The 23931-nt window shown below is 68.1% G+C and carries 27 protein-coding genes; 11 read left to right on the plus strand and 16 right to left on the minus strand.

Features of this window, described 5'->3' with window-relative positions; all coding sequences use genetic code 11:
• Position 1 precedes the first annotated feature (1 nt).
• Entirely contained in the window at positions 2-1075 is a 1074-nt protein-coding gene (gene hemC / locus E4P24_RS00740) for a hydroxymethylbilane synthase (protein ID WP_188148645.1), read from the minus strand.
• A gap of 124 nt (positions 1076-1199) precedes the next feature.
• On the opposite strand from hemC, the gene E4P24_RS00745 reads away from it, so the two are divergent.
• Together E4P24_RS00745 and E4P24_RS00750 are read left to right on the plus strand one after the other, a co-directional pair.
• Positions 1200-1589 carry a hypothetical protein gene (locus E4P24_RS00745; RefSeq protein WP_115801996.1) on the plus strand — a complete coding sequence of 130 codons (390 nt, stop codon included), beginning with the start codon at positions 1200-1202 and terminating at the stop codon, positions 1587-1589.
• A 123-nt stretch (positions 1590-1712) separates the two neighbouring features.
• Positions 1713-1898 carry a hypothetical protein gene (locus E4P24_RS00750; RefSeq protein WP_223173859.1) on the plus strand — a complete coding sequence of 62 codons (186 nt, stop codon included), beginning with the start codon at positions 1713-1715 and terminating at the stop codon, positions 1896-1898.
• A 33-nt stretch (positions 1899-1931) separates the two neighbouring features.
• Here the strand turns inward: E4P24_RS00750 and E4P24_RS00755 are convergent, their stop codons facing one another.
• From E4P24_RS00755 to hemB, 7 genes are all read right to left on the minus strand, one after another.
• On the minus strand, positions 1932-3269 hold the full coding sequence (locus E4P24_RS00755; protein WP_115801997.1) for a glutamate-1-semialdehyde 2,1-aminomutase: 1338 nt from the start codon (positions 3267-3269) through the stop codon (positions 1932-1934).
• 142 nt (positions 3270-3411) lie between these two features.
• Positions 3412-4116 (minus strand): type II CAAX prenyl endopeptidase Rce1 family protein, encoded by a 705-nt coding sequence (locus E4P24_RS00760; protein WP_115860675.1) that lies wholly within the window; start codon positions 4114-4116, stop codon positions 3412-3414.
• Between the two features lie 192 nt (positions 4117-4308).
• Positions 4309-4680: a P-II family nitrogen regulator gene (locus tag E4P24_RS18940; protein ID WP_004045139.1), complete on the minus strand. Its 372-nt coding sequence runs from the start codon at positions 4678-4680 to the stop codon at positions 4309-4311.
• 3 nt (positions 4681-4683) lie between these two features.
• Positions 4684-6054: an ammonium transporter gene (locus E4P24_RS00765; RefSeq protein ID WP_115802000.1), complete on the minus strand. Its 1371-nt coding sequence runs from the start codon at positions 6052-6054 to the stop codon at positions 4684-4686.
• A gap of 379 nt (positions 6055-6433) precedes the next feature.
• Positions 6434-6793 carry a P-II family nitrogen regulator gene (locus tag E4P24_RS00770; RefSeq protein WP_004045143.1) on the minus strand — a complete coding sequence of 120 codons (360 nt, stop codon included), beginning with the start codon at positions 6791-6793 and terminating at the stop codon, positions 6434-6436.
• A complete protein-coding gene (locus tag E4P24_RS00775) occupies positions 6790-8208 on the minus strand; it encodes an ammonium transporter (RefSeq protein ID WP_115891721.1) in 1419 nt (472 codons plus the stop codon). The genes E4P24_RS00770 and E4P24_RS00775 overlap by 4 nt, the downstream gene beginning before the upstream one ends.
• Before the next feature lie 340 nt (positions 8209-8548).
• Positions 8549-9532: a porphobilinogen synthase gene (hemB, locus tag E4P24_RS00780; protein WP_188147978.1), complete on the minus strand. Its 984-nt coding sequence runs from the start codon at positions 9530-9532 to the stop codon at positions 8549-8551.
• A gap of 105 nt (positions 9533-9637) precedes the next feature.
• Between hemB and E4P24_RS00785 the strand changes: the two genes are divergently transcribed.
• The gene (locus tag E4P24_RS00785; RefSeq protein ID WP_004065754.1) at positions 9638-10150 is read left to right on the plus strand and encodes a DedA family protein; all 513 of its coding nucleotides are present in this window, start codon (positions 9638-9640) and stop codon (positions 10148-10150) included.
• Positions 10151-10230: 80 nt separating this feature from the next.
• On the opposite strand, the gene E4P24_RS00790 is transcribed toward E4P24_RS00785, so the two are convergent.
• Positions 10231-10395 (minus strand): DUF6757 family protein, encoded by a 165-nt coding sequence (locus tag E4P24_RS00790; protein ID WP_004045157.1) that lies wholly within the window; start codon positions 10393-10395, stop codon positions 10231-10233.
• Positions 10396-10470: 75 nt separating this feature from the next.
• Entirely contained in the window at positions 10471-11265 is a 795-nt protein-coding gene (locus tag E4P24_RS00795; RefSeq protein WP_188147979.1) for a PHP domain-containing protein, read from the minus strand.
• A gap of 132 nt (positions 11266-11397) precedes the next feature.
• On the opposite strand from E4P24_RS00795, the gene E4P24_RS00800 reads away from it, so the two are divergent.
• Positions 11398-11682, plus strand: coding sequence for a hypothetical protein (locus E4P24_RS00800; protein ID WP_004045161.1), 285 nt, complete (start codon positions 11398-11400; stop codon positions 11680-11682).
• Positions 11683-11844: 162 nt separating this feature from the next.
• Here E4P24_RS00800 and E4P24_RS00805 read toward each other — a convergent pair whose 3' ends face one another.
• The gene (locus E4P24_RS00805) at positions 11845-12852 is read right to left on the minus strand and encodes a DUF5784 family protein (RefSeq protein ID WP_004065752.1); all 1008 of its coding nucleotides are present in this window, start codon (positions 12850-12852) and stop codon (positions 11845-11847) included.
• Between the two features lie 165 nt (positions 12853-13017).
• Between E4P24_RS00805 and E4P24_RS00810 the strand changes: the two genes are divergently transcribed.
• The gene (locus E4P24_RS00810) at positions 13018-13194 is read left to right on the plus strand and encodes a DUF5786 family protein (RefSeq protein WP_004045169.1); all 177 of its coding nucleotides are present in this window, start codon (positions 13018-13020) and stop codon (positions 13192-13194) included.
• Between the two features lie 27 nt (positions 13195-13221).
• Here the strand turns inward: E4P24_RS00810 and E4P24_RS00815 are convergent, their stop codons facing one another.
• The 3 genes from E4P24_RS00815 to E4P24_RS00825 all read right to left on the minus strand — a co-directional run bounded on the left by E4P24_RS00815 (position 13222) and on the right by E4P24_RS00825 (position 15962).
• Positions 13222-13917 (minus strand): hypothetical protein, encoded by a 696-nt coding sequence (locus tag E4P24_RS00815; RefSeq protein ID WP_115802003.1) that lies wholly within the window; start codon positions 13915-13917, stop codon positions 13222-13224.
• A 103-nt stretch (positions 13918-14020) separates the two neighbouring features.
• On the minus strand, positions 14021-14953 hold the full coding sequence (locus tag E4P24_RS00820) for an NAD(P)H-binding protein (protein WP_115802004.1): 933 nt from the start codon (positions 14951-14953) through the stop codon (positions 14021-14023).
• Between the two features lie 124 nt (positions 14954-15077).
• A complete protein-coding gene (locus E4P24_RS00825) occupies positions 15078-15962 on the minus strand; it encodes a YkgJ family cysteine cluster protein (protein ID WP_188147980.1) in 885 nt (294 codons plus the stop codon).
• A 117-nt stretch (positions 15963-16079) separates the two neighbouring features.
• Between E4P24_RS00825 and E4P24_RS00830 the strand changes: the two genes are divergently transcribed.
• From E4P24_RS00830 to E4P24_RS00840, 3 genes are all read left to right on the plus strand, one after another.
• The gene (locus tag E4P24_RS00830; RefSeq protein ID WP_004045177.1) at positions 16080-16283 is read left to right on the plus strand and encodes a hypothetical protein; all 204 of its coding nucleotides are present in this window, start codon (positions 16080-16082) and stop codon (positions 16281-16283) included.
• Positions 16284-16364: 81 nt separating this feature from the next.
• Positions 16365-18275 (plus strand): helicase C-terminal domain-containing protein, encoded by a 1911-nt coding sequence (locus tag E4P24_RS00835; RefSeq protein ID WP_115891724.1) that lies wholly within the window; start codon positions 16365-16367, stop codon positions 18273-18275.
• Positions 18276-18679: 404 nt separating this feature from the next.
• Entirely contained in the window at positions 18680-18874 is a 195-nt protein-coding gene (locus tag E4P24_RS00840; protein WP_004045182.1) for a UPF0175 family protein, read from the plus strand.
• Between the two features lie 136 nt (positions 18875-19010).
• Here E4P24_RS00840 and E4P24_RS00845 read toward each other — a convergent pair whose 3' ends face one another.
• The gene (locus E4P24_RS00845; RefSeq protein ID WP_006600825.1) at positions 19011-20138 is read right to left on the minus strand and encodes a 60S ribosomal export protein NMD3; all 1128 of its coding nucleotides are present in this window, start codon (positions 20136-20138) and stop codon (positions 19011-19013) included.
• A gap of 77 nt (positions 20139-20215) precedes the next feature.
• Positions 20216-20854, minus strand: a complete 639-nt coding sequence (locus E4P24_RS00850) for a phosphoribosyltransferase (RefSeq protein WP_115891725.1) — start codon at positions 20852-20854, stop codon at positions 20216-20218.
• Between the two features lie 124 nt (positions 20855-20978).
• Between E4P24_RS00850 and htpX the strand changes: the two genes are divergently transcribed.
• The 3 genes from htpX to radA all read left to right on the plus strand — a co-directional run bounded on the left by htpX (position 20979) and on the right by radA (position 23762).
• Entirely contained in the window at positions 20979-21860 is an 882-nt protein-coding gene (gene htpX / locus E4P24_RS00855) for a zinc metalloprotease HtpX (protein ID WP_006600824.1), read from the plus strand.
• A 6-nt stretch (positions 21861-21866) separates the two neighbouring features.
• Entirely contained in the window at positions 21867-22472 is a 606-nt protein-coding gene (locus tag E4P24_RS00860) for a hypothetical protein (RefSeq protein ID WP_006600823.1), read from the plus strand.
• A gap of 258 nt (positions 22473-22730) precedes the next feature.
• Positions 22731-23762 carry a DNA repair and recombination protein RadA gene (radA, locus tag E4P24_RS00865; RefSeq protein ID WP_008605306.1) on the plus strand — a complete coding sequence of 344 codons (1032 nt, stop codon included), beginning with the start codon at positions 22731-22733 and terminating at the stop codon, positions 23760-23762.
• The last annotated feature ends 169 nt before the right edge of the window (positions 23763-23931 follow it).

Consider the following 23931-nt stretch of genomic DNA (forward strand, 5'->3'; position numbering starts at 1 on the left):
CTCACTCCTCGGCCTCCTCGCGGGCGGCGTCGACTAACTGACCCGCACCGCGGTCGCGCAGGGCCGCCGCGAACTCGCGGGCGGCGTTGGCGTGGTTGCCGACGGGGAGGTCGCGAGAGGTCTTGATGGACTCCGAGCCGTCGGTCGAAAGCACCTGCACGTCGACGTGGACGTGTTCGCCCTGCAGGAGGGCGTGGACGCCGACGGGGGCGATACAGCCGCCGCCGAGTTCCGCGAGGATGGTCCGCTCGACGGTCGTCTCGACGCGGGTCCGCGGGTGGTCGAGTTTGTCGCGGATGAGTTCGATGACCTCCGAGTCCGCGGCGGTCACGGCGATGGCCCCCTGTCCGGGTGCGGGGACGAACGTCGTCCGCGGCAGGCGCTCGTAGTTCACCTTCTCGGTGAGCCCGCTGCGCTTGAGCCCGGCCTCCGCGAGGACGATGGCGTCGTACTCGGTTTCGACCTGCCGGCCGAGCGCCTGCCGTTCGAGTTCGGTGAGCCCCTCGAACCACTCGTCGGCGGTCTCGTCGAACGCCTCGTCGTGGTCGGTCTTGCCCTTCTTGCCCTGTCGCTCTTTGTCGTTTTCGACGCGGGCCTCGTGTTCGCGCTGGAGGTGCGTCGCCAGCAGTTTCTCGATGCGGGTGTCGACGTTGCCCCGGAGCGGCTCGACTTCGAGGTCCTCGCGGTAGTTCAGCAGTTGGGCCTGTCGGCGGAGCGACGACGTGCCGACGACGGCTCCCTCGGGCAGGTCGTCGATGTCGTGGCCCTCGGCCGTCACGAGCACGTCGCCAGCGGGCGCGCGCTCGGGCACGCCGGCGACGACGAGGTCGGCGGGCTTCTCGGTCGGCATGTCCTTCATCGAGTGGACCGCGGCGTCGACCTCGCCGTCGAGGACGCGCTCGTCGAGCGCGCGGACGAACGCGCCGGTCTTGCCCAGTCGGTGGATGAGTTCGTCCTGAATCCGGTCGCCCGTGGTCTCGACTTCGACGAGTTCGACGTCGAGTCGGCGGCCCGCGAGCGCCCCCTGCACGCTCGCGGCCTGCGCGCGAGCGAGCGCCGACCCTCGCGTCGCCAAGCGAAGTGTTGTAGTCATACGCGTCAGTCCGGCCCCCGCGTTGAAAAGCCCACCAGTTCGCTCCCGCGCGCCGGGTCGAATCCGAACGGAAGACCGATACGGTCCCCGCGCGACGACCCGGACGATGCCCGCCCTCGATTCGGCCGTCCGGCAGGTCGGTGACTTCGTGGTCGTCGCCCTCCTCCTGTTCGGCCTGACCTCGGTCGTCGCGCCCCTCGACCTGTTTCTCTCGTCGGTCGGCGTCGAACCGCCGTGGTTCGCCGGCCTCGTCGCGGCCGCGCTCGTCGCGCTCGCGCTCCTCCTCGCGCGCCCCCTCCGCCTCCGACTCGTCGCCCGCGTCTGGGGCGTCGGTCTCGTCGTGACCGCCGTCTGGATTCCGCTGTTGGTCTTCCTCGAACTCCAAGGAGACCCGGTCGGCATCCTCGTCTCGTGGGCGGCCGCGCTCGGCGTCGGCGTCGCCCTGACCTACCCGCCGCTGTGGCGGGCGGCCGAGGCGCGACTGCGGGTCGAGTGAGGCGCGTTCGGCCCGGGCCGGGCCGGGTCGAAGTCGCGGCGGACGGTCCTCGCTCGCCTCGGCCGCCTCGCAGCCGTGTCGAAGTGCCGAACAGTTATCGGCCTCCGCGGCGACGACGCCGACGTGAACAGGTCCGCCCGTCTCGCCCTCACCTTCGGCGTCGCGTTCGTCGTCGCGCTCCCGCTCGGCTTCATCTTCGCGCCGGACCCGACCGGCATCGCCCCGCTGTTCCTCACCGCCGGACTGGCCGCCGTCTTCGGACTGCCGGTGTACTTCGGGCTCTCTCGGGCGAGCGGGTCGGAGTCGTGAAAAAGCGCGCGACCGGCGAATCGTCGATTCTGGTTATAGCGCCGCTTTGTACGCTTCCAGCGTCTTCTCGATGTCCTCGTCGGTGTGGGCGTAGGAGACGAACTGCGATTCGAACTGGTTCGCCGTGAGGAACACGCCCCGGTCTTTCATCTCCTGCCAGAAGACGCGCTCCCAGCGGTCGGTCTCGGCGTTCGACACGTCCGCGCCGGTCTTCGGACAGGCGTCGTAGTTGGGACACGACTCGACCTGCGAACAGCCGTCGGCGCAGGCGTCGGCGCGCTCGGTCGCGCCGTGGCGCGTGAACACCGTCTTGAACATCGAGTCCGTGCCGACGACGGTGTACTCGGGTGCTTGGTCTTCGAGGATGTCCGTGATACCCGCCCGAAGCTTCTCGCCGAGGCGGTCGACGTGCCCGTACACGTCGTTTTCGGCGGCGTACTTCAGGTACTCGTGGCCCGCGGCCATCGTGACCGGGTGGCCCGAGAACGTGCCCGACTGGAACACGTCGCCGCCGGGGGTGAACTGCTCGACGAGTTCGGCCTTCCCGCCGACCGCGCCGACGGGGAAGCCGCCGCCGATAATCTTCCCGAACGTCGTGAGGTCGGGCGTGACGCCGAACTTGCCCTGCGCGCACTGGAGGCCGCCGACGCGGAAGCCGGTGATGACCTCGTCGAAGATGAGGAGCGCGCCGTGTGCCTCGGTCACGTCGCGGAGGGCTTCGAGGTAGCCGTCGACCGGGTGGACGATGCCCGTGTTCGCCAGAATCGGCTCGGTCAGCACCGCAGCGATGTCCTCGCCGTGTTCCGCGAACACCTCGCGGACGGTCTCCTCGTCGTTGAACGGGACGGGGATGGTGTGGTCAGCGAACGACGAGGGGATGCCGGGCGTCGAGGGCTTCGCGCCGTCGGGGCCGCCCTCGACGAGGGTGGACTCCTGTGCGCCGTGGTAGCCGCCCTGCATGACGACGATTTTGTCGCGGCCGGTGACGCCGCGGGCGAGGCGGACCGCCGAGACGGTCGCCTCCGTGCCGGAGTTGACGAATCGGAGCATCTCGACGGAGGGGACGTGCCGCGCGACGAACTCGGCGTGTTCGACCTCGATTTCGGTCGGCGCGCCGTACATCGGCCCCGCGGCGGCGTGCTTCTGGACCGCCGACTGGACGGGTTCGGGTGCGTCGTGGCCGTACAGCAGCGGCCCGTAGCCCATCACGTAGTCGACGTAGCGGTTCCCGTCGGCGTCGATGACGTGCGCGCCGTCGCCGCGCTCGACGAAGAACGGGTACGGTTGGGTCGCCCGGACGGAGGAGTTCACGCCGCCCGCGAGCACGGACAGCGCGCGGTCGTACAGCGCCCTTGACTCGTCGTGGTTCATGCGCGGCGGTTCGGCCGCTCGCGGGAAAGACCTTACTGGGCCGGCCGCACCTGCCGCCGGCGAACCAGTAGACGGGGCGACGCCCACCCGGCCGGCGTCGCGGGACTGCGGCGACCTATCGGTTCGCTCCGGCGGCGGCGACCTACCGCGCCGTTCCGTCCGCGGCCGCGTCAGCGCCGTCGGCGTCGCCAGCCTCGACCGACCCGGCCAACAGCAGTCCGACCGCGTCGTTGAGCGCGTGGATGCAGACGAGCGCGACCACGTCGCGCACGAGGAGGTACATAATCGTCGTCAGGAGCGCGGGGACGGCGATTCTGGCGACCGCGCCGCGCTCCCAGCCGACGGCGTGGCTCGCGGTGAACGCGGCGAACGAGACGCCGCCCGCGAGGAGCGGACTGCCGGTGAGTTCGAGCAGGCGCTCGATAGCGTAGCCGTGGAACAGCACTTCCTCCGTAATCCCGGCGGTCCCGGACACGAACAGTCGGTGTCTGACCGACAGCGAACCCAACCCGGACATCCCCTCGTCGAGGCCGCCCACGCCGAGTCGGTCGAAGACGGGCGTCGTCACCGCGTTCGCGGCGAACAGGACGAAGACGCCGCCGCCGACCACCGCGACGAACGCGAGGGGGGCAAGCGAGCGGCCGGTCATCGAGGACAGCGGCCGCCCCTCGACGACGAGCACGTAGCCGCACAGGAGGGCGAAGACGGCCCACTTGTTCGCGTCGCTGACGAGGAGGTCGGCGCGGAGGTCGTCGGGCTCGGCGAGATATCGGTCGGCGAGCAGGCCGACGGCGGCCATCCCGAACAGCGCGACGGCGAGTCCGCCGAGGACAGCGACAGTCACCACGTGGAGCCACCGCTCATCGTCACGACGCTCGGTGCGGAGGGGAAAAACGGTTTCGCGTGGGTTCGGCTCTCGCCCCGTGGGGGGCCACCGGTACGTTCGGCCGAGCGCGTATAACCCCGTCGCCCGTCAGGCTGACGACGCCGGGGACGGCTCGGCGCGACCGAACCGAACGAAAACAGCGGTCGGCGGCGTTCAGACCGCGTCGCGGCCGGTCTTGCCGGTGCGGACCTGCACCGCGCTCTCGACGGGGAGGGTGAACACCTTCCCGTCGCCTTTCTCGCCGGTCTGGGCGGCGTCGGCGATGGCGTCGACCACGTCGTCGGCCGGAATGTCAGCGACGACGCACTCGATTTTGACCTTCTGGTGGAGGTCGACGGTGTACTCCTCGCCGCGCCACTGACTCTTTTTCGCGGGCTGGGAGCCGCGGCCGGAGACGTTGGTGACGGTGAGCGACGGCGCGCCGATTTCGGCCAGCGCGGTCTTCACGTCCGAGAGCTTGTCGGGGCGGATGACCGCCATCACCATCTTGATTTCGCCGTCGTTCGGAGCGTCTGCATCACTCATGGGTTAGTCCTCCCGTCCCGTCGTCATGAATCCATCCCCGCTCGGGACGCCGGAGCCGTCGGTGCGGATGCCGGTGTCGTGGTCGGGCGAGCCGAACTCGGGGTAGGTGTCGACGCCGTGTTCGGCCGTGTCGAGGCCCTCGCGCTCGTGGTCCGAGGAGACGCGGACCTGTCCGAGGGCGCGGAAGCCGCCGAAGACGACCGCGGTGGCGACGAACGTCCAGATGGCGATGACGCCGACGCCGATGACCTGCGGGACGGCCAGCGAGACGAACGACGCGCCGTCGTGCCACAGCGGGACGGCGAACACGGGGTAGAGCAGCGCCCCGAGGACGCCCGCGGAGCCGTGGACGGGGAAGACCGCGCACACGTCGTCGATGCGGAGGCGCTTTTCGACGAACTCGAAGACGACCGGGAGCTGCGCGCCGGCGAGGAGGCCGACGACCAGCGCGCCCGGCCAGACGATGTCGTCGGCGATGGCGGTGATGCCGACCAGGCCGGCGAGGACGCCGTTGGCGACGTAGAGCGTGTCGACCTTGCCGGTCTTGTACATGGCGACGCCGCCAGCGCCGATTGCGCCCGCGGCCATGCCGAGGGTCGTCACGAGGGCGACCCGGCCGACGTAGGCGAACGAGCCGAGCGTGACCGCGCCGTCAGCGTACGCGAGCGGCGCGGCGGCGGTGCCGACGTTGAAGCCGTACCAGCCGAACGCGAGGATGAGCGTACCGAGGACGGCGAACGTGATGGAGTGACCGGGAATGACGTTCGCGGTGCCGTCGGGCTTGAAGCGGTCCATGCGCGGGCCGATAATCCACGCCGCGGTGAGGCCGGCGATGCCGCCCATGCCGTGGACGATCATGCCGCCGGCGAAGTCGTGGAAGCCGAGGGCGTCGAGGAAGCCGCCGCCCCACGTGAAGCCGACCACGACGGGGTAGATGACGCCCGCGATGAGGATGGTGTACGTGAGGTACGCGCGGAGCCGGGCGCGACCCGCCACGGCACCGGAGACGATGGTGGCGGCGGTCATGGCGAAGACGGCCCCGAACAGCCAGTCGACCCACGCCGTCGTCGCCGAGGCGTCGGGCGCGTAGAGGCTCATGAACGCCCCGGTGATGTCCAGCGCGGAGCCGCTGGTGAGGGCGGCGACGATGGACGACACGGCCGCGCCGAGCAGGAAGAACACGATGACGCCGATACTCCACGTCAGCAGGTTCTTGGTCAGTTGGTTGGCGACGTTCTTCGCGCGGACCTGCCCGGCTTCGAGCATGGCGAAGCCGGCGTGCATGAAGAAGATGAGGAACGTGACCGTGAGGACCCACACGAGGTTCACGCCCTCGACGACCGAGGCGAGGTCGGTCTGCAAGGGTGTCAACATACGATGCCTCCGGCGAGCGGTTCGAGCTGGGAAGTTGGACAGTCGTTCATATTGGTGCTCGATTCGCGACCGAATGTCTCGCGAACCATGAGAGATGCTATCTCAAGACGTTCATATAACGGTTCGCGTTGACAAACGTCTACAAAATGGTGTTCTTAGAGACGTATGTCCGATATAAGATGAAATATGTCTTGTATAAGGTCGTAAGGTTGGCACTCAGTGAACAAATGTTGCCACACAACCCTACGAACGTAGTGTCGGAAAAGTAAACAGAACGACGTGGGGCGTTCGTCGAACCCCGGTCAGGTGCGCACTCGCGCGGACCACGACGAGAGCGGCGAAAGGAGACTTCCAGTCGGCTTCGGTCGCAGTTGCGCGCTCAGACCGCCGTCTCGCCCTCCTTGCCGGTACGGACCTGCACCGCGCTCTCGACGGGGAGCACGAATATCTTGCCGTCGCCTTTCTCGCCGGTCTGGGCGGCGTCGGCGATGGCGTCGACCACGTCGTCGGCGGGGATGTCGGCGACGACGCACTCGACTTTGACCTTCTGGTGGAGGTCGACGGTGTACTCCTCGCCGCGCCACTGCCCCTTCTTCGCGGGCTGGGAGCCGCGGCCGGAGACGTTGGTGACGGTGAGCGACGGCGCGCCGACCTCTGCGAGCGCGGTCTTCACGTCCGAGAGCTTGTCGGGGCGGATGATGGCCATCACCATCTTGATGCCCTGTTCTCCGTCGCTCATTGGCTGTCACCTCCGTTGGCTTCGACGGTCTCGTCTTGCTCGACGCCACCGTCGGTGCGGACGTCGCTGCCGCCGTCGGTCGCCGTGGGCGAGCCGAGCGCGCCGTCGGGACCGGCGTCGCCGACGAATTCGGGGTAGACCGAGACGCCGTGTTCGCCGGCGTCGAGGCCCTCTTCTTCCTCTTCTTCCGAGACGCGGAGGCCGAAGACGGCGTCCGCGATGGCGAAGACGACGGCCGAGGCGATGATGGTCCACGCGGCGATGACGACCACGCCGACGACCTGCATCACGAGCTGGGTGCCGGAGAAGCCGCTCACCGCGAAGACCGGGATGAGCGCCGTGCCGACCGCGCCCGCGACGCCGTGGACGGCGAAGACGCCACACACGTCGTCGATTTTGAGCGAGTCGACGGTCCAGCGGTACGCCGGCAGGACGATTGCGCCGCCGAGCGCGCCGAGGATGAGGCCGCCCCACCACGTGACGTGGGGGACAGCGCCGGTGACTGCGACGAGCCCGGCGAGCAGGCCGTTCGCCATCCAGAGGGGGTCGGGCTTGCCCTGGTAGCTCGTCGAGACGATCATCGCGGCGACCGCGCCGGCGCCCATGCCGAGGGTCGTCACGAGGGCGACGCGACCGAGCGCGGCACCCATGAACTCCAGTCCGCCGCTTTCGGTGGCCGCGAGGACGGTCGCCTGCGTGCCGACGTTGAAGCCGTACCAGCCGAACGCGAGGATGAGCGTGCCGAGGACGGCGAGCAGCATCGAGTGGCCCGGGATGGGCTGGCTGTTGCCGTTCGAGTCGAAGCGGCCCTTACGCGGGCCGACCATCTTCGCGCCGACGAGGCCGGCGACGCCGCCGCACATGTGGACGACGGTCGCACCGGCGAAGTCGAGGTAGCCGACGCCGAGCGCGGCACCGATGTAGCCGCCACTCGAGAGGAGACCACCGGACCACGTCAGGCCCTGCACGACGGGGTAGATGAACCCCGTGATGGTCGCCGCGAAGACGATGTACGCGCGGAAGTCCATGCGCTCTGCGACCGCGCCGGAGACGATGGTGGCGGCGGTCATGGCGAAGACGGCCCCGAACAGCCAGTCAATCCACGCGCCGGAGTCTCCGATGTACGAGAACGCGGCGGCGACGTCGAAGCCGCCGGGCGACGTGAGGCCGCCGACGATTGTCGCGACCCCCGCGCCGACGAGGAAGTAGACGAGCACGCCGAGCGCCCAGTCGGTCATGTTCTTCATCAGCACGTTGCCCACGTTCTTCGCGCGTACCTGCCCTGCCTCTAAGAGCGCGAAGCCCGGCTGCATGAAGAAGATGAGGAACGAGACGACGAGGATCCAGACGTAGTTGACCCCCTGCGCGATAACGCTCGGGTCGACTTGGAGCGGTATCACGACTGCCCACCCCATGCGGTCTCCGGTGACCGTTCAGTTACTTTTGCTCCGTATCCGTGTGGATTCTGGTGCTTCATCACGGTTCGGCTTCATGGTGAGTTAGTACATAAAGTGTGGGGTTGGTTTTGTCAAATTTACTGGGGCGTAATACCACAACTGCACAAAATGGGCTAGAATATTACGCATATAAGGTTGTATATCGTCCAAGGGTTTTGAGATTCTCGGGCGTTCTCTGGACGAACGTTCAGGAAAATGTTGCCTGACAAGTGTGTTTTGGCCGTGCGCGCCGCGGTATCGTGTCCCGTGGTGCGCGTCTCGAACCGGTCGGTCGTGAGCGGTCGATTCGCCGCTCGTCTCAGTCGAGTTGCCGCGCGACGTGCTCCGCGAAGTACGTGATGATGAGGTCCGCGCCCGCCCGCTTCATCGACAGGAGCGACTCGCGGGCGACCGCGTCGAGGTCGAGCCAGCCCTTCTCGGCGGCGGCGTGGAGCATCGTGTACTCGCCGGAGACGTTGTAGGCGGCGACCGGGTGGTCGTAGCCCTCGCGGATGGCGCGGACGATGTCGAGATACGGCAGGCCCGGCTTGACCATCAGCACGTCCGCGCCCTGTTCGACGTCGAGGGCGACCTCGCGCAGCGCCTCCCGGGCGTTCGCGGGGTCCATCTGGTAGTGCCGTCGGTCACCGAACGCCGGCGCGCCGTCGGCCGCGTCGCGGAAGGGTCCGTAGAAGGCGCTCTCGTACTTCGCGGCGTAGGACATGATTGGTATCTCGTCGTGGCCGGCGTCGTCGAGCGCCGTGCGAATCGCGCCGACCATCCCGTCCATCGAGGCCGAGGGGGCGACCATGTCCGCGCCCGCCTCGGCGTGGGAGACGGCCGTCTCCGCGAGCAGGTCCAGCGTCGGCCCGTTTTCGACCGTCAGCGTCGGGTCGTCCTCGGCGTGGTCCTCCAGCACGCCGCAGTGGCCGTGGTCGGTGTACTCGCAGAGACAGACGTCGGTGATGACGTAGGCGTCCGTCTCGGCGGTGATGGCGCTGACGGCCTCCTGTACGACCCCGTTTCGCGCGTACGCGCGAGACCCCTCGGGGTCTTTCGACTCGGGGATGCCGAAGACGATGACGGCTTCGACGCCGGCCTCGCGCACCTCGGCGACGCGGTCGGCCGCCTCGGACACCGGCACGCGCTCGTGGCCCGGCATTGACTCGATGGGGACGCGCTCGTCGGTCGTCGCGTCCACGAAGACGGGCGCGACGAGGTCGGTCGCGTCGAGGGTCGTCTCCGAGACGAGCGGCCGAATCCCGTCGGTTCGAAGCCTGCGGGGGCGGTCGGTGAGCTTCATACGCCGGGTTCGGTCGGCGGCGGCAAAATGCCGTCGCTCCCGTCGGTTCGCGCCGCGTTATCCAAACCATAATGAACATGATTCCGCTCGAAACACGCATACGACATGAGCGCCTTCACCGCCCAACTCCCCGACTTCCTCCGCGAACTCCTCGCGTCCGACCTCGCCCTCGTCGCCCTCTTTTTCGTGTTCGTGCTGGAGGGCGCGATGCTCCTCTACGTCGCGCCGAGCGAACTCCTCGTCCCCGGTGCGCTGGTGCTGGTCGGCGAGCGACTGCTGCTTCCGATTCTCGCCGTCGCCGTGCTCGGCGCGACCGTCGGTCAGGTCGGACTGTTTCTCGTCGCCAAGCGGGGCGGCCGCGAGTATCTCCTGTCGCGGCCGTGGTTCCGCGTCAGCGAAGACTCCCTCGACCGGTTCGACGGCTGGTTCGACCGCTGGGGTCCCGTCGTCGTTCCGCTGAGCAACGCGATGCTGTTCACCCGCGGGATGCTCACCGTGCCGGCGGGGCTGTCCGGGATGTCGGTAAAGCGGTTCCTCGCGCTCTCGGCGCTCGGGACCGTCGTGTTCGAGAGCGCGCTCGCGGCGCTGTACGTGTTCGGCGGCCAAGTGCTCGCGTGAGCGGACGCGCCGCCGACCGAGGCGGGTCGGCGCGGCGGCGGTAGGTTGACGTTAGTGGAGGGACTGCTGTGGGGTGGCCGTCACTTTGTTCGGTTAATATCGAGTTTTTCCTTCAGGGCGGCGAGTTCCTCGGATTCGGCGAGTTCCTCGACCCGCTTGCGGAAGTGTCGCTCGCAGAGGCCGACCTTAATGTGGTCTTTCTCCGCGGCGTATGCGGCCTCACGGTCGCAGTAGTGACACTGCATACCGCCCCTTCAGTTCCGATAGGATTTAACTCTACGCCCCACGGCACGTTCCGGGTTATTCACGGACTAACACGGTTAGAGACCGTCTACCGCCGCGACGAACCGGGCGAAGTCGGTCTCCGGCGGCCCGGCGCGGCCGAGCGTCTCGTCGTGGGCGTCGCTCCCGCCCGTGGCGAGCAGGCCGTAGCGCTCGACGGCCTCCTCGACGAGGTCCGCCTCGACATCGAAGCCGTAGGGATAGTAGCGTTCGACGGCGTCGAGGTCGGCACAGAGTTCGAGCGCGCCGGCGGGGTCGCGGTAGCGAAACGGGTGTGCGAGGCCGACCACGTCGCAGGCGTCTCGCAGGGCCGCCACGCCGTCGTCGAACGTCGGGAGTTCGCGCGCGACGTAGCAGGGACCGTCCGCGCCGATGAGTTCGTCGAACGCGCCCTGGTAGTCGTAGGGTGCCTCGCTGGCGTCGATTGCGCGGGCGACGTGCGGCCGGCCGACGCCGTCGTGGATGTCGATGTCGAGGCGGACTCCGGTCTCTTCCTCGACCGCCGCGACGATTTCGCGCGCCCGTTCGACGCGGTTCCGCTGGAGTCGTTCGACCGTCTCGACGAGAGCGGGCCGCTCCCTGAGACCGTACCCGAGGAGGTCGACCCGGCGGTCGCCGGCGTCGACGCGCAGTTCGATGCCGCGGACGACTGTCACGCCGTCGCGTTCGACCACCGGCGCGTCGAGCTCCGGGTGATAGCGGTCGTGGTCCGTCACGGCCACCACGTCCACCCCGCCCGCGCGGGCCGCGTCCGGGAGCGCGTCGATAGTGAGCCGGCCGTCCGAGGCGGTCGTGTGGAGATGGAGGTCCGCGACCGGCGGGCTTTCGTCCATGTCTCGTGGTCGGGGCGAGGGGGAGACAAACGTTGCGCCCAGTACGTCATTAAGGACGATTAAGGACTCCAATGCCACTAATCAAATACATGGAAAATCATTAAGGATGGTGGCGGTCCAGTTGTGGGTGTAATGCGCCTGAACGGACTCGGCGACGCGATTGATCGCCACGAATACCCGATTAGCTCGACCGACTTCGCCCAACGTCACGGCGACGAAGTAATCGAGCTCCAGAACGGTCAGGAGACCGTCGCACAAATCCTGGCCCGTCTCGGCGACGAGACGTACACGTGCCCGCAGGACGTGCGGGACGCCCTCTTGACCGGTGTCGGACACGAGGCAATCGGTCGCCGCTACTACAGTGACCGCGACCCGTCCCCGCTCGGTGAGAACGGACCAGAGATGGTCTCGTTCTGAGGTCGGCTCTCGTCTCGCTCCGATTTTTCTTTCTCCCCGCGATCCCCGAGCCGTCGGCTCGGCGTCCCGCTCGTTGATTCGTTCATTCGCTGATTCGCCCGTATCACCGCCGTTCACGGGCCGAAGCGGCCGACAGCCGACGGCCGACAGGAGTCCGCCCCGTCACTCGGTGAGCCACGGCAGGTCCACCGGGACCGACCCCTTGGAGTAGCCTTCGACCGCTCCCGACGGCCGGAGGCGGAAGACGACGGCCGGTCGGTGCCGAACGTCGGGCTTCTCGCCCATGATGGCGGCCCAGTCGTCGTCGGGGAACGACGAACAGTCGACGAACAGCGTCACGCCGCCGCCGTGTTCCGCGAGTTGGCCTTCACCGTTGGTCTTGGTCTGAGCCGTGTCGCGGATGGCGGCGACGGGGTTGCTCACGGAGCGTCGGTTCGGCGGCAGCGGGCGCGTCACCTCGATGAGCGCGCCGCCCGCGCGGGTGTTCTCGGCGCGGAAGTCGATGGAGTGGCCGGTCGCCACGGCGATTTCGGGCGTGATGTCGTAGCCCGCGTCGTCGAGGAGGTACGCCACGTCGAACTCGCCCATCGCCGCGGCCATCCGTATCGGGTCGAAGTACTCCGAGGTGCCGAGCTTTCCGGCCATGACCTCGCGGTACTCGTCGAGGACGCCCGTGGCGAAAAACGACTCGTAGAACTCTAGGGCCTCCTCGCGGGTCGCGTCCGGGAAGCCCGCGGCGTGGTCGTGGAAGAACTCGCGGGTCGTCTCGCGGCCGTCCTTCGAGAGGAACACCGGGAGGAAGAACCACGAGAGGTGCGGATAGGGCTTCAGCCACGGCGACTGGTCGAACAGCTCGGCGATGAGCTCGCGCTGGGCCCACCGGGAGACCTCGAAGGGGGCCTCGTCGAAGCCCTCCTTGTCGGTCCGCCACAGCGAACTCGGCGTCTCGGTGTTGCCGATCCAGTAGGCGTGGTCGTCGGTCCACGCGAACAGCGCGGTGTCGCCGTTGTCCATATCGAACCGTCGGGCCTCGTAGCCGTCGGGCGGTGCGTACCACGGCGCACCCATCTCGGCACCGAGGTTGGCGTCGAGCGGCTGGAAGACGTCGCGGCCGATGCGCGACTCGTCCCAGCGACCGGGGGCGTAACGAAAGCGAAGCGGGCGTGCCACACACGGTGTAGTTCGGCGATTGTTTTTACGCTTTCCTGCGACAGCCCCGAATTTCGGCTCCATCCCCGCTCGGTTCGGCGCTCCGGTCCCCCGTCTCCAGAATATCACGATTGTGAACGTCTCCGATAGTTATATGTGGTACTCTACCACATGGTAAGTCGAACCATGTCAATGGGGGCATACGACGAAGCCGAACACGAACGCCGCGAGCGGATGACGAGTCAGGTCGAACCCGGTACCGACGACGACCGGAAGACGTACCACGGCAGCGTCGAGTACGACTCCGGCGACTCGACCGACGCGCTGCTCGAACAGTTCAAGCGGATGAAGTCCGACGACTGACCCGTCCCTCTCCTGTTCCTGCGTCCCTCACGTCCTCGTCAGCGCCGCCGCCGTCACCGAGACGACGGTCACGGCGACGACGTGCCCGCCGACCGCGAGCAACAGCACCGGCTGGTCCGCGACGAACGGGAGCAACAGCACCTGCGCGGCCGCGAAGCCGACGTTCAGGAGGTTCACTCGCCTGACTGTCTCGGCGGTCGGACCGTCGAATCGGTAGCGAACGGCCCCCCAGAGGCCGACGACGGCCGCCCACCACGACGTGCCGATTCGGTAACAGAGGTCCCAGAGGACGAGCAGCGTCAGGTAGACGACCACGACCGGCGGCTCGGGGCCGAACAGCGTCGTTATGAGCGGCGTCCCCGGCTGTCGCGGGTCGAAGACGAACAGATGCGTCACGAGCGCGACGAACGCGAGCACGCCCAGCACGACTTCGATGCTCGACCCGAACAGCAGGCGTCGATAGGGAGCGGGCACTCTCGCGGCGCGGGTCCACTCGCCCATGCGGAGCATCACGACGCTCCCCGCGGCCGCGACGACGATGGCCGCGGTGCCCGCGACCGCCGCGGCCCACAGGTCGTACACCCACGCGAAGACGAGCACCGCGACCTCGAACACGGCGATTTGGAGGGCGATAGCGCCCGCCTCACCGATGTTCACGCCCGGGAGCGCGCCGACGATGCTCTCGTACACCCACGTCTCGCCGTACTCCGGGGCGTCGTTCATGTCCCGCTCCTACGGCCCCGCGGTATATCAATCGCCGCCGCGCTCGGGATGCTCGGGGCGGTCGGGGCGGTCGAGGCGCGCGGACGGGCGGTCCGGGTCCCGTTCACGTCGGGGTCGTCGACGCCGGTTCGACGGTTTTCTCCCGCTGCTCGCGCTCCCCGCGGAGCGCCCGCTCAACCGCGGCGTCGAACGGCGTCTCGTCCACCGCGACGATGTCGCGGATGCGGTCGTCGCCCACGACGACGGGGTTTTTCAGCCCCTCGATGAGCGGGCGGGCGACGCCCGTGTCCACGTCGGTCACGAGGCCGATCCAGTACGACGAGAGCCGCGGCGTCAACACGGGCACGGGGACGATTCGCGGCGCGTGGCCCAACTGCGCGCCGACGCGCTGGAGCATCTCCCGATAGGTGAGCACGTCGGGGCCGCCGATTTCGTAGGTCTCGCCCGCCGTCTCGGGGTGGTCGAGGACGCCCGCGAGGTAGGCGACCACGTCCGCGATGGCGACGGGCTGACACCGCGTCTCGACCCACTGCGGCGTCACCATGACCGGGAGACGCGTGGCGAGCTGGCGGACCATCTCGAAGCTCGCGCTCCCCGCGCCGACGATGATGGCCGCCCGGAGCGTCGTGAGTGCGGGCGCGCCCGACGCGAGAATGTGTTCGACCTCGCGGCGCGACCGCAGATGCGCCGAGAGTTGGTCGCGGTCCTCGCCGAGGCCGCCGAGGTAGACGAGTCGTTCGACGCCGGCGGACCCGGCGGCGTCCACGAAGTTGCGGGCGGCGAGCCGGTCGCGCGCCTCGAAGTCGCCGCCGGCGTGCATCGAGTGGATGAGGTAGTACGCCGCGTCCACCCCCGCCATCGCGGGGTCGAGCGTCGCCGGTTCGAAGATGTCGCCCTCGACCACCTCCACGCCGGGCGGACCGTCGTAGCGCGCCGCGTCGCGGACGAAGACGATCACGTCGTGGTCGGCGTCGAGGAGGAGGGGTACGAGGTGCCGGCCGACGAACCCGGTCGCACCGGTCACGAGCACTTTCATGCCATACGGTAGCGCCGCTCACGATGTTAACGTATCGCCCGTCCGACCGACCACCGACCGACCACCGACTGCTCGCTGACCTGACCGCGGACCGCCGTCTCCCCCGCCGCTCGCCGCCCGCGACTCAGCCGTCGTCGCGAACCGCGTCCCAGCCGGGGGTTTCGGGCGCGCCGCGAGCGACTTCGACCTCGTCGGGGCCGGGCGCGTCGCCGGCCGCGCTCCCGAGGCGACCGGCGACCGCGTCCCACGCGGCGACCGCTTCGCCCGCCCACGACTCGCTTTCGAGCGTCTTCGCACGCGCCCGCGAGGCGCGGTCGTCGTCGACCTCGGTCGAACCGGGGTGCGACCCGACCGCGACGCCGACGAACTCCGCGCGGTCTTCGGGCGTCAGTTCGCGGGTTTTGAGGTGGTCGATAGTCCCCGCCAACCGCTCGGGATCCGGGTGGACGAACAGTTTCGCGCCGAGGGCGTGGGGGCCGAGGAGCAGGCCGTGAAGGTCGTCCGGGGCCGCGTCGTCGAGCAGGCGCTCGCCGCCGTGGTGTCGCTCGACGCGCTCGCACTCGGTCTCCTGTTCGAGGACGAGGTTGTGCCCGGGGTACTCGGCGCACTCGTCGGGATAGAAGTCGGTGTCGTGGATGCGGCACTGGAGGGTTTCGGGGTCGAGAAACGCGCAGGCGCGGAGCCACGTCCGTTCCAGTCCGAACGGCGCGACGGGCTTCGGCGGCTTGCGCATGCCGACGAAAAAGGCCGGCTTCCCGTCGACGGCCGCGAGTTCGACGCCGTCGATTTCGACGCCCTCGCCCGGCGGCGCTTCCCACAGCCGCGGGGAGAGAGCACTGCCGAACCCGGCCTCGACGAAGTCGCGAACCTCGTCGCGGGTCAGCGGGACGAGGTTGTAGGTGTCGTCGAGCGGCGCGCGCGGCCCGCGGCGCTCGTGGTCGAGCGCGACCGGCGCGACCGGCCGCCAGTCGATACAGCAGCCCGCACAGCCTTCGCAGTCGACGCGCATGGGACGAAAGTTATACGCCAACCGACAAGAACCTCTCGCCGGGTCGGCGGCGCCGGCCGATTACGTTTCCGCCGACGCGGCGGGGCGCTTTTGCCGCCTCGGCTCTTCGGTTCCCTCATGACCTCCGAACCGTGCGACGCCTGCGGGAAGGGCGTCCGCATCGCCGGCGGCATCGGCGACCTCTGGAACTTCCCCACCTCCTCGTCCGGCGGGATGACGCTGGAACTCGTCGACGGCTCCGAGCACTTCCTCTGTTTCGACTGCATGGAGCGACTGCCGGGCGACCGCGAACCGACGGCCGAGGACGTGGCGGCGCTTTAGGCTCCGATTTCTCGGCCTTGTCGATGCCGCGACCGCACCCCGGAGCGGTGGATTTAGGCCCGTCCGAGGACTCCATCGACCGTGGACCCGTCGCGCATCATCGACTCGTTTCCGGCCCCCAGTTTCCGCGGCGCGCAGGAACAGGCCCTGCGCGACATCCGCGACGCCTTCGCCGACGGCAACGACGTGGTCTTGGTCCGCGCGCCGACCGGGAGCGGCAAGTCGCTTCTCGCCCGCGCCATCGCGGGGTCGGCGGCGACCGTGGACGAGACTTCGCCCGCGCAGGCGACCGACGCCTACTACACGACCCCGCAGGTGTCGCAACTGGACGACGTGGCCGAAGACGACCTGCTTTCGGACCTCAAAATAATCCGCGGCAAGTCCAACTACAACTGCATCATCCGCGGCGAGGAAGACACGCCGGTCGACCGCGCCCCCTGCGCCCGCAAGCGCGGCTTCGACTGCTCGGTTCGGCACCGCTGTCCGTACTTCTCCGACCGCGCCATCGCCTCGAACCGCCAAATCGCGGCGATGACGCTCGCGTACTTCATGCAGACCGCCGGCTCCGACGTGTTCCGAAAGCGCGACGTGGTCGTCGTCGACGAGGCTCACGGACTGGCCGAGTGGGCCGAGATGTACGCGACTATCGACCTGAAACCCCGGACCGTCCCGGTGTGGGACGACATCGGCGTCCCCGACGTGGCGGCCGCGGGCGACCCCGTCGAGCGCGCCTCGCGCTTCGCGGAGACGCTCGTCGGCGTCTGCAAGCGCGAGAAAGACGAGCTGCTGACGAAGTCCGAACTGACGCCCGAGGAGGCCGCCCGCCGCGACCGCTTACAGGAGCTCATCGGCGAGCTGAACTGGTTCGTGGAGGACTACCGCGACCCCCAGAGCCCGACGACGTGGGTCGTCGACCAGCACGACGGCGAGGGGTCGCCCATCGCCATCAAGCCGCTCGACCCCGCGAAGTACCTCAAACACACCGTCTGGGACCGCGGAAACAAGTTCGCGCTCCTGTCTGCGACCATCCTCAACAAGGCGGCGTTCTGCCGCTCGGTCGGTCTCGACCCCTCGAAGGTCGCGCTCGTGGACGTCGAGCACACCTTCCCCGTCGAGAACCGGCCGCTGTACGACGTGACGCGGGGGAAGATGACCTACGAGCACCGCGACGAGACGCTGCCCAAAATCGCCCGCCTCGTCGTTCGCCTGATGGCGAAACATCCCGACGAGAAGGGGTTGATTCACTGCCACTCGTATGCGATTCAGGCGGAGCTTCGCCGCCGACTCGCCGAGATGGGCCTCGGCAACCGCGTCCGCGGCCACGACCGCGACGACCGAAACGCGGAACTGGAGACGTGGAAGGCGACCGACCGCCCGGAGGTGTTCCTCTCGGTGAAGATGGAGGAGGCGCTGGACCTGAACGGCGACCTCTGTCGCTGGCAGGTGCTCTGCAAAGCGCCCTACCTCAACACGAACGACTCCAGAGTCGCCCGCCGCCTCGAAGACGGCCAGTGGGCGTGGTACCGCCGCGCCGCCCTCCGAACCGTGATTCAGGCCTGCGGCCGGGTCGTGCGCGCGCCCGACGACTACGGCGACACTTACGTCGCCGACAGCAGTCTGCTGCAACTGTTCGACAAGACGCGGACCGACATGCCCGACTGGTTCGCGGCGCAGGTCGACCGGATGACGAACCCCGACCTCCCCGAGTTCGACCCCGTCGCGGCGGGCGGCCGCGGGAGCAACGCGGGCAACGCAACCGGCGGGACCGCGAATCTCGGCGGCTCGACGGGTCGGTCGCGAGGAGCGTCGGGTCCCGGCTCCGACTCGCGGCGCGACTCGACTCGCGGTTCGAGGTCCGCTGGGAGTCGCGCGGGCGGCTCCGGCGGTACGTCGTCCGGCGGTTCCGACGGCCGCGAGACCGGTGGCTCGGACGGGAGCGCTGACGACAGCGGCCGGAGTAATCACCCGCTTTCCGACGTGTGGGGCGAGTGATTACAGAATGACACTGGCCGCGGAGAACAGCGTCGACCCGATCATGAGCGCGACGAGCGTCAACGCGAGGAACTGCTGTCTATCCATGGGTGTGGGTCGGTCGGCCGGTAATTAACGTTTCTGAACCGGTTCCCACGAGTGATAACCCCGCCCGACAGTCGGTGCCATCCTCACGATGTCATGCCATCACATCTCGTTTGTCCGGCAAAAATCGCCATAGTGTCCAGGAGAGCCGCCGCCTCCGCCACGTTTCCTCAATGATTGTTAATGCGTTTAACCGTTTAGAGAGTGTAGATGGGGAATAGCGCAACGTTTGTAAAGCTATATTTCCACTAACTTTGTCTTTGATACGCTTTCTCACGAAATAGTTAACACCAATGCCCCTGAATGGTGGAGTATCGGTCATGCACACCAACGCACTCGCCACGGCGATGACACTGTATCGTAGTGGGGCACTCACACTCTCGCAGGCGGCCGCTCGCTCCGGCTACTCCGAAGACGACCTGCTCCTCGCCCTCCAGCGCCACGGTGTGCCCGTGCACGAAGACGACGCTCCGGCCGCGTCCCTCTCGGCTGACCGGCCGGCCAGCGCCGACTGATTCTGCTTCGTCGTTCGATTATCGCCCGTCTCTTAGCGACCGCTCTCTGGGCGCTCTCGCTGGCTCGGACCGCGAGTCGTACAAATCGAAAACGACGATTTCGTCGTGTTCTGCCTCTCTCCTCGCCGCTTCTCGCTTACTCCTCGTCGTCGTCGACGACTTCCTCGGGGAGGATGTGCAGCCCCGACGGGCTCTTGAGGACCGGCACCATCGACGCGTCGGGGTCGAAGTAGTCCGGCCGCGGGATGGTCTTCGCCTCGTACGTCTCGGGGTCGAGCACCTGTACGGCGTGTTCGTCCTCGACGGTGACGACGGTGGTCTCCGCCGCGTCCTCGACGGAGCCGAGGTCTTCGGCCTCGGGTCGTTCGCCCTCCTCGAACTCCGATTCGTAGAGGTCGCCGGAAGTGAGCCGCGTTCCTTTGAGTCGGCCGCGGTTGCTCCGCACGAGGACCGGCCCGTCGCCGTCCTCGGGGTCGATGACGTCGCCGGCGGTGTACCGCGGGAGGCGGGCGACGAACGTGACGCGGTAGACCTCGTTGCCGTCGCCGTCCTCCGTGACGAGCGTCGGGTGCTCCTCGATGGTGCCGCCGAAGCGCTCGCGAATCTGCTTCGCGACGCCGCTTCCCATCTGGTTGGTCGATATCTTGATGTTCGGGCCGTCGGGCGTCCGATTCACCTCCGTGATGAAGGCGTTGCGGTCGCCTTTGTCCTCGCGTTCCGCGATGTAGGACTCGGCGATTTCGATGGCCGTCTCGGCCTCCTCGGTCGTCGGCGTCCGGTCGTCGGCGCGGACCTGAACGAGGCTGGCGAAGTAGCCGCCGGCGATGCGGCCGCAGCGCTGGCACGTCTCGCGGGCGATGCTCACCGGGACGACGATGGACTCCTCCAGCGGCGTGCCGCGGACGACGCCCGAGAAGTGGCAGTGCATCCGGATGTTGTTCTCGTCGACCTGCTCGGGCTCGACGCCCCAGCGGACCTCCTCGGCGTTGAGGTGGACGCCCAGGGAGTTCGATACCTCCTCGATGGCGATGTCGGTGTAGTCGCGCGCGCCGACGTCGACCCATCGGTTGCCCCGGTGAATCGCGCCGCACTGCGCGCAGACGCGGACCTGCACCTCGTCGGGCGCGTCCACGAGGTCGAAGTCCTCGAAGTAACACGAGTCGCAGAGCACGTCGTCGCGCTCGCGCGGCATCCCGGGGAGCGGTTCCGGTCGCTCCGGAACCGGGTCGCCGCACCGAGGGCAGAAGTCGCGGGATTCGCTCATTGACGGCTCTAGTCCGTTCGACCGCTTAAGTTCGGCGTCACGGCGCGCCGGTGAACCTCGGCCGTCAGCAACTCGCCTCAGTGCTCGCCCGCCCCGTCGCGGAGGTACGTCGCGGCCTCCTCGTCGGACACCTGCGCGAAGTCGCGGTAGAACGCGCCGACGGCCCCGAACGTCTCCGGCGACTCGACCGCGACGACCGCGTCACACTCGGCTTCGAGTTCCGAGAGCGTGTGCGGCGGGCCGACCGGGACCGCGAGAACGACGCGCTCTGCGCCGCCGGCGGCGACCTGACGGAGACACGCCCGGGCGGTCGCACCCGTGGCGACGCCGTCGTCGACGACGACCACGCGCTTTTCGGCCACGTCGGGAAGCGGGTCGCCGCCGCGGTACAGCGACACCTTCTCTCTGGCCGCCTCGGCCTCGCGCTCGCGCTCGCGGTCGAGGTAGTCCTCGCCCACGTCGAGGTACGAAAGCAGGTCCTCGTTCCACCACGCGCTCCCGTCGCCGGCGACCGCCCCCACGGCGAGTTCGGGGTTGTCCGGCGCGCCGACCTTGGAGGCGACCACCACGTCGAGCGGCGCTCTGAGGCGGTCTGCGACCTCCCTACCGACGGGGAGACCGCCCCGCGGGATGGCCAACACGAGGTCCGCCGTCTCTTCTCGCTCGTCGAGCAGGTCCGCCAGCCGGCGGCCCGCGTCTTCCCTATCGGCGAACATGTCACCCGGAGCTACGCGCTCCGGCGGCAAAACGGTATATCCCGATTCTTCACGACTGGGGCGGTCGCGTGCGAGGGCTTCGCACTCCAACAGCGTTTATTAGCCGGATTACTAATCACGTGGTATGAACTGGAAACCGGACTGGGGACTTCGCGGGCGGATGGCGCTCACGATGTTCCTCCTGTTCGCCCTCTACATCGTCTTCGCGGGGGTGTTGTTCGCCTACTTCCAGAGCCTCGCCGTCATGGCCGGGTTCATGGGCGTCTTCCTCTTCGCGCAGTTCTTCTTCAGCGACAAAATCGCGCTGTACAGCATGGGCGCGAGCGTCGTCGACGAGGACGACGGCCCGCAGGCGCGGAAGCTCCACGCGATGGTCGGCCGGCTCTCTCAGCAGGCCGACCTCCCGAAGCCGAAAGTCGCCATCGCCGACACGCGCGTCCCGAACGCCTTCGCCACGGGGCGCTCCCAGAAGAGTTCGGCCGTCTGCGTCACGACCGGCCTGATGGAGACCCTCGACGACGACGAACTGGAGGGCGTCATCGCCCACGAGCTCGCGCACGTGAAGAACCGCGACGTGATGGTCATGACCATCGCGTCGTTCCTCTCCAGTATCGCCTTCCTCATCGTCCGCTGGGGCTGGCTCTTCGGCGGCGACGACAACCGCCAGAACGCGCCGGTCATCGTCGCCATCATCGCGTCGCTCGTCGTCTGGATTATCTCGTACCTCCTGATTCGGGCGCTCTCGCGCTACCGCGAGTACGCCGCCGACCGCGGAGCCGCCGTCATCACCGGCCGCCCCTCGGCGCTGGCGTCCGCGCTCCTCAAGATTTCGGGTCGGATGGACAACGTCCCGAAGCGCGACATGCGCGACACCTCGGAGATGAACGCGTTCTTCATCATCCCCATCAAGTCCGACTTCATCGGTCGCCTGTTCAGCACCCACCCCTCCACCGAGAACCGCGTCGAGCGCCTCCGCGACCTGGAGCGCGAGATGGAGACCGCCTGAGTTCCGATGGGGCTGTTCGATTCATTCCGCGCCATGCTCGGCATCAGCGCCGAGTCCGACGCGACCACGAAAGCGGACCCCGAGGACCTCTTCGGGATGAGCACGGCGTACCTCACGATGGAGGCCGACCTCCGGTTCGACTCGGCCGACGAGGCGGCCCTGTGTTTCTCCTCGGTCGATAGCACCGACTTCGCGGACACCGTCGACGCCGTCGAAGACATCCTCACCGCCGGAAGCGAGGAGACCGGGACCGAGTTCAGCCGCCACACCGACGGCCACGGCTACAACTGGGTCGTCCTCGCCGACGACGACCCCGAGGACCTCGTGACGAGCGTCCACTTCGCCGCCGACGAGTTCATCGAGCGCGGCTACGGCTCGCGCCTGCTCGCCGCCCTGTTCGGCTTCGAGCGCGACGGCGACCGCGCCTACTGGATTTACTCGTTCCGCCGCGGCGCGTACTATCCCTTCGCCCCGCAGGGCACCTCCTCGCGGAACCAGAGTCTGGAGTTCAAACTCGAATCCGTCCTCGACGGCGAACTCGAAATCGAGGGCGACGAGAGCTACTGGTACCCGCTGTGGCCGTCGACGCCGAACGGCCATCCGTGGGACTAACCGCGCTCGCCCGTCGCGCCTGACGCTCTCGTCGTCAGCCCCCGCCCCCTTTCCTTTCTGTTCGATTCTACTTCCGCGCCAGCCCGCGCTCTCAGCCGAGTTCGGAGCCGACCCAGTCTCTCCCGTCCGCCCCCGTCCTCGCGATATCGCCCTTGAATCTCCGCACCGGCCCGATTGCCGACCCCACCACGTCCCCCGTTTTCACTTTCACCTTGCTGTTAACGAGGGTTTATGAGGGTATAGGCGGAACGACTGGGTATGGCAGAAGACGACCTCGAAAGTCTCCCCGGCGTCGGCCCGGCGACGGCCGACAAACTCGTCGAGAGCGGTTACGACAGCTACCAGTCCATCGCGGTCGCCAGCCCCGGCGAACTGTCGAACAAGGCCGACATCGGCTCCAGCACGGCCTCCGACATCATCAACGCGGCCCGCGACGCGGCCGACGTGGGCGGCTTCGAGACCGGTTCGATGGTCCTCGAACGACGCCAGCAGATCGGCAAGCTGAGCTGGCAAATCGACGAAGTGGACGAACTCCTCGGCGGCGGTCTCGAAACGCAGTCCATCACCGAGGTGTACGGCGAGTTCGGTGCCGGGAAGTCCCAGATAACCCACCAGCTCGCGGTCAACGTCCAGCTTCCGCCCGAACAGGGCGGCCTCGGCGGCGGCTGTATCTTCATCGACTCCGAGGACACGTTCCGCCCCGAGCGTATCGACGACATGGTCCGCGGGCTCGAAGACGAGGCGCTCGAAGCGACGCTCGAAGACCGCGAGATGGAGGGCTCCATCGACGACGAGGAGACGATGCAGGCGCTCGTCGACGACTTCCTCGACAAGATTCACGTCGCCAAGGCGTTCAACTCCAACCACCAGATTCTCCTCGCCGAGAAGGCCAAGGAGCTCGCCGGCGAGCACGAGGACACCGAGTGGCCGGTCCGCCTCCTCTGTGTCGACTCGCTCACCGCTCACTTCCGCGCCGAGTACGTCGGCCGCGGCGAACTCGCAGAGCGCCAGCAGAAGCTCAACAAGCACCTCCACGACCTGATGCGCATCGGCGACCTGTTCAACACGGGCATCCTCGTGACGAATCAGGTCGCGTCGAACCCCGACTCCTACTTCGGCGACCCGACCCAGCCCATCGGTGGCAACATCCTCGGCCACACCTCGACGTTCCGCATCTACCTCCGCAAGTCCAAGGGCGACAAGCGTATCGTCCGCCTCGTGGACGCGCCGAACCTCGCCGACGGCGAGGCCATCATGCGCGTACAGGACGCCGGTCTCAAGCCCGAGTAAACCGTCGCTCGGTCGGCCGCTCAATCACTCGCTCGGCCGGCCGACTTCACACGACTCCGCGGTCCCCGTTCCCCCACACCCTCCGTCTCACTCCACTCCACTCCACCCCTCCCCACCCCACCACATTCTCCTCGTCGTCTCGTTCCTCAGAGCGGCCGCCCCATCTCGC

This window comes from Haloferax sp. AS1 (assembly GCF_014530665.1).
Taxonomy (GTDB): Archaea; Halobacteriota; Halobacteria; order Halobacteriales; family Haloferacaceae; genus Haloferax; species Haloferax volcanii.

Bases quoted from the DNA above. Each gene is read 5' to 3' on its own strand.
- E4P24_RS18940 (WP_004045139.1), bottom strand. From the start codon at position 4,680: ATGAGTGATGCAGACGCTCCGAACGACGGCGAAATCAAGATGGTGATG.
- E4P24_RS00785 (WP_004065754.1), top strand. From the start codon at position 9,638: ATGAGCGCCTTCACCGCCCAACTCCCCGACTTCCTCCGCGAACTCCTC.
- E4P24_RS00840 (WP_004045182.1), top strand. From the start codon at position 18,680: ATGCACACCAACGCACTCGCCACGGCGATGACACTGTATCGTAGTGGG.
- E4P24_RS00810 (WP_004045169.1), top strand. From the start codon at position 13,018: ATGTCAATGGGGGCATACGACGAAGCCGAACACGAACGCCGCGAGCGG.
- htpX (WP_006600824.1), top strand. From the start codon at position 20,979: ATGAACTGGAAACCGGACTGGGGACTTCGCGGGCGGATGGCGCTCACG.
- E4P24_RS00775 (WP_115891721.1), bottom strand. From the start codon at position 8,208: ATGGGGTGGGCAGTCGTGATACCGCTCCAAGTCGACCCGAGCGTTATC.
- E4P24_RS00820 (WP_115802004.1), bottom strand. From the start codon at position 14,953: ATGAAAGTGCTCGTGACCGGTGCGACCGGGTTCGTCGGCCGGCACCTC.
- E4P24_RS00815 (WP_115802003.1), bottom strand. From the start codon at position 13,917: ATGAACGACGCCCCGGAGTACGGCGAGACGTGGGTGTACGAGAGCATC.
- E4P24_RS00860 (WP_006600823.1), top strand. From the start codon at position 21,867: ATGGGGCTGTTCGATTCATTCCGCGCCATGCTCGGCATCAGCGCCGAG.
- E4P24_RS00850 (WP_115891725.1), bottom strand. From the start codon at position 20,854: ATGTTCGCCGATAGGGAAGACGCGGGCCGCCGGCTGGCGGACCTGCTC.
- E4P24_RS00790 (WP_004045157.1), bottom strand. From the start codon at position 10,395: ATGCAGTGTCACTACTGCGACCGTGAGGCCGCATACGCCGCGGAGAAA.
- hemB (WP_188147978.1), bottom strand. From the start codon at position 9,532: ATGAAGCTCACCGACCGCCCCCGCAGGCTTCGAACCGACGGGATTCGG.
- E4P24_RS00800 (WP_004045161.1), top strand. From the start codon at position 11,398: ATGCGCCTGAACGGACTCGGCGACGCGATTGATCGCCACGAATACCCG.
- E4P24_RS00845 (WP_006600825.1), bottom strand. From the start codon at position 20,138: ATGAGCGAATCCCGCGACTTCTGCCCTCGGTGCGGCGACCCGGTTCCG.
- E4P24_RS00765 (WP_115802000.1), bottom strand. From the start codon at position 6,054: ATGTTGACACCCTTGCAGACCGACCTCGCCTCGGTCGTCGAGGGCGTG.
- E4P24_RS00745 (WP_115801996.1), top strand. From the start codon at position 1,200: ATGCCCGCCCTCGATTCGGCCGTCCGGCAGGTCGGTGACTTCGTGGTC.
- E4P24_RS00830 (WP_004045177.1), top strand. From the start codon at position 16,080: ATGACCTCCGAACCGTGCGACGCCTGCGGGAAGGGCGTCCGCATCGCC.
- E4P24_RS00795 (WP_188147979.1), bottom strand. From the start codon at position 11,265: ATGGACGAAAGCCCGCCGGTCGCGGACCTCCATCTCCACACGACCGCC.
- E4P24_RS00825 (WP_188147980.1), bottom strand. From the start codon at position 15,962: ATGCGCGTCGACTGCGAAGGCTGTGCGGGCTGCTGTATCGACTGGCGG.
- E4P24_RS00770 (WP_004045143.1), bottom strand. From the start codon at position 6,793: ATGAGCGACGGAGAACAGGGCATCAAGATGGTGATGGCCATCATCCGC.
- radA (WP_008605306.1), top strand. From the start codon at position 22,731: ATGGCAGAAGACGACCTCGAAAGTCTCCCCGGCGTCGGCCCGGCGACG.
- E4P24_RS00755 (WP_115801997.1), bottom strand. From the start codon at position 3,269: ATGAACCACGACGAGTCAAGGGCGCTGTACGACCGCGCGCTGTCCGTG.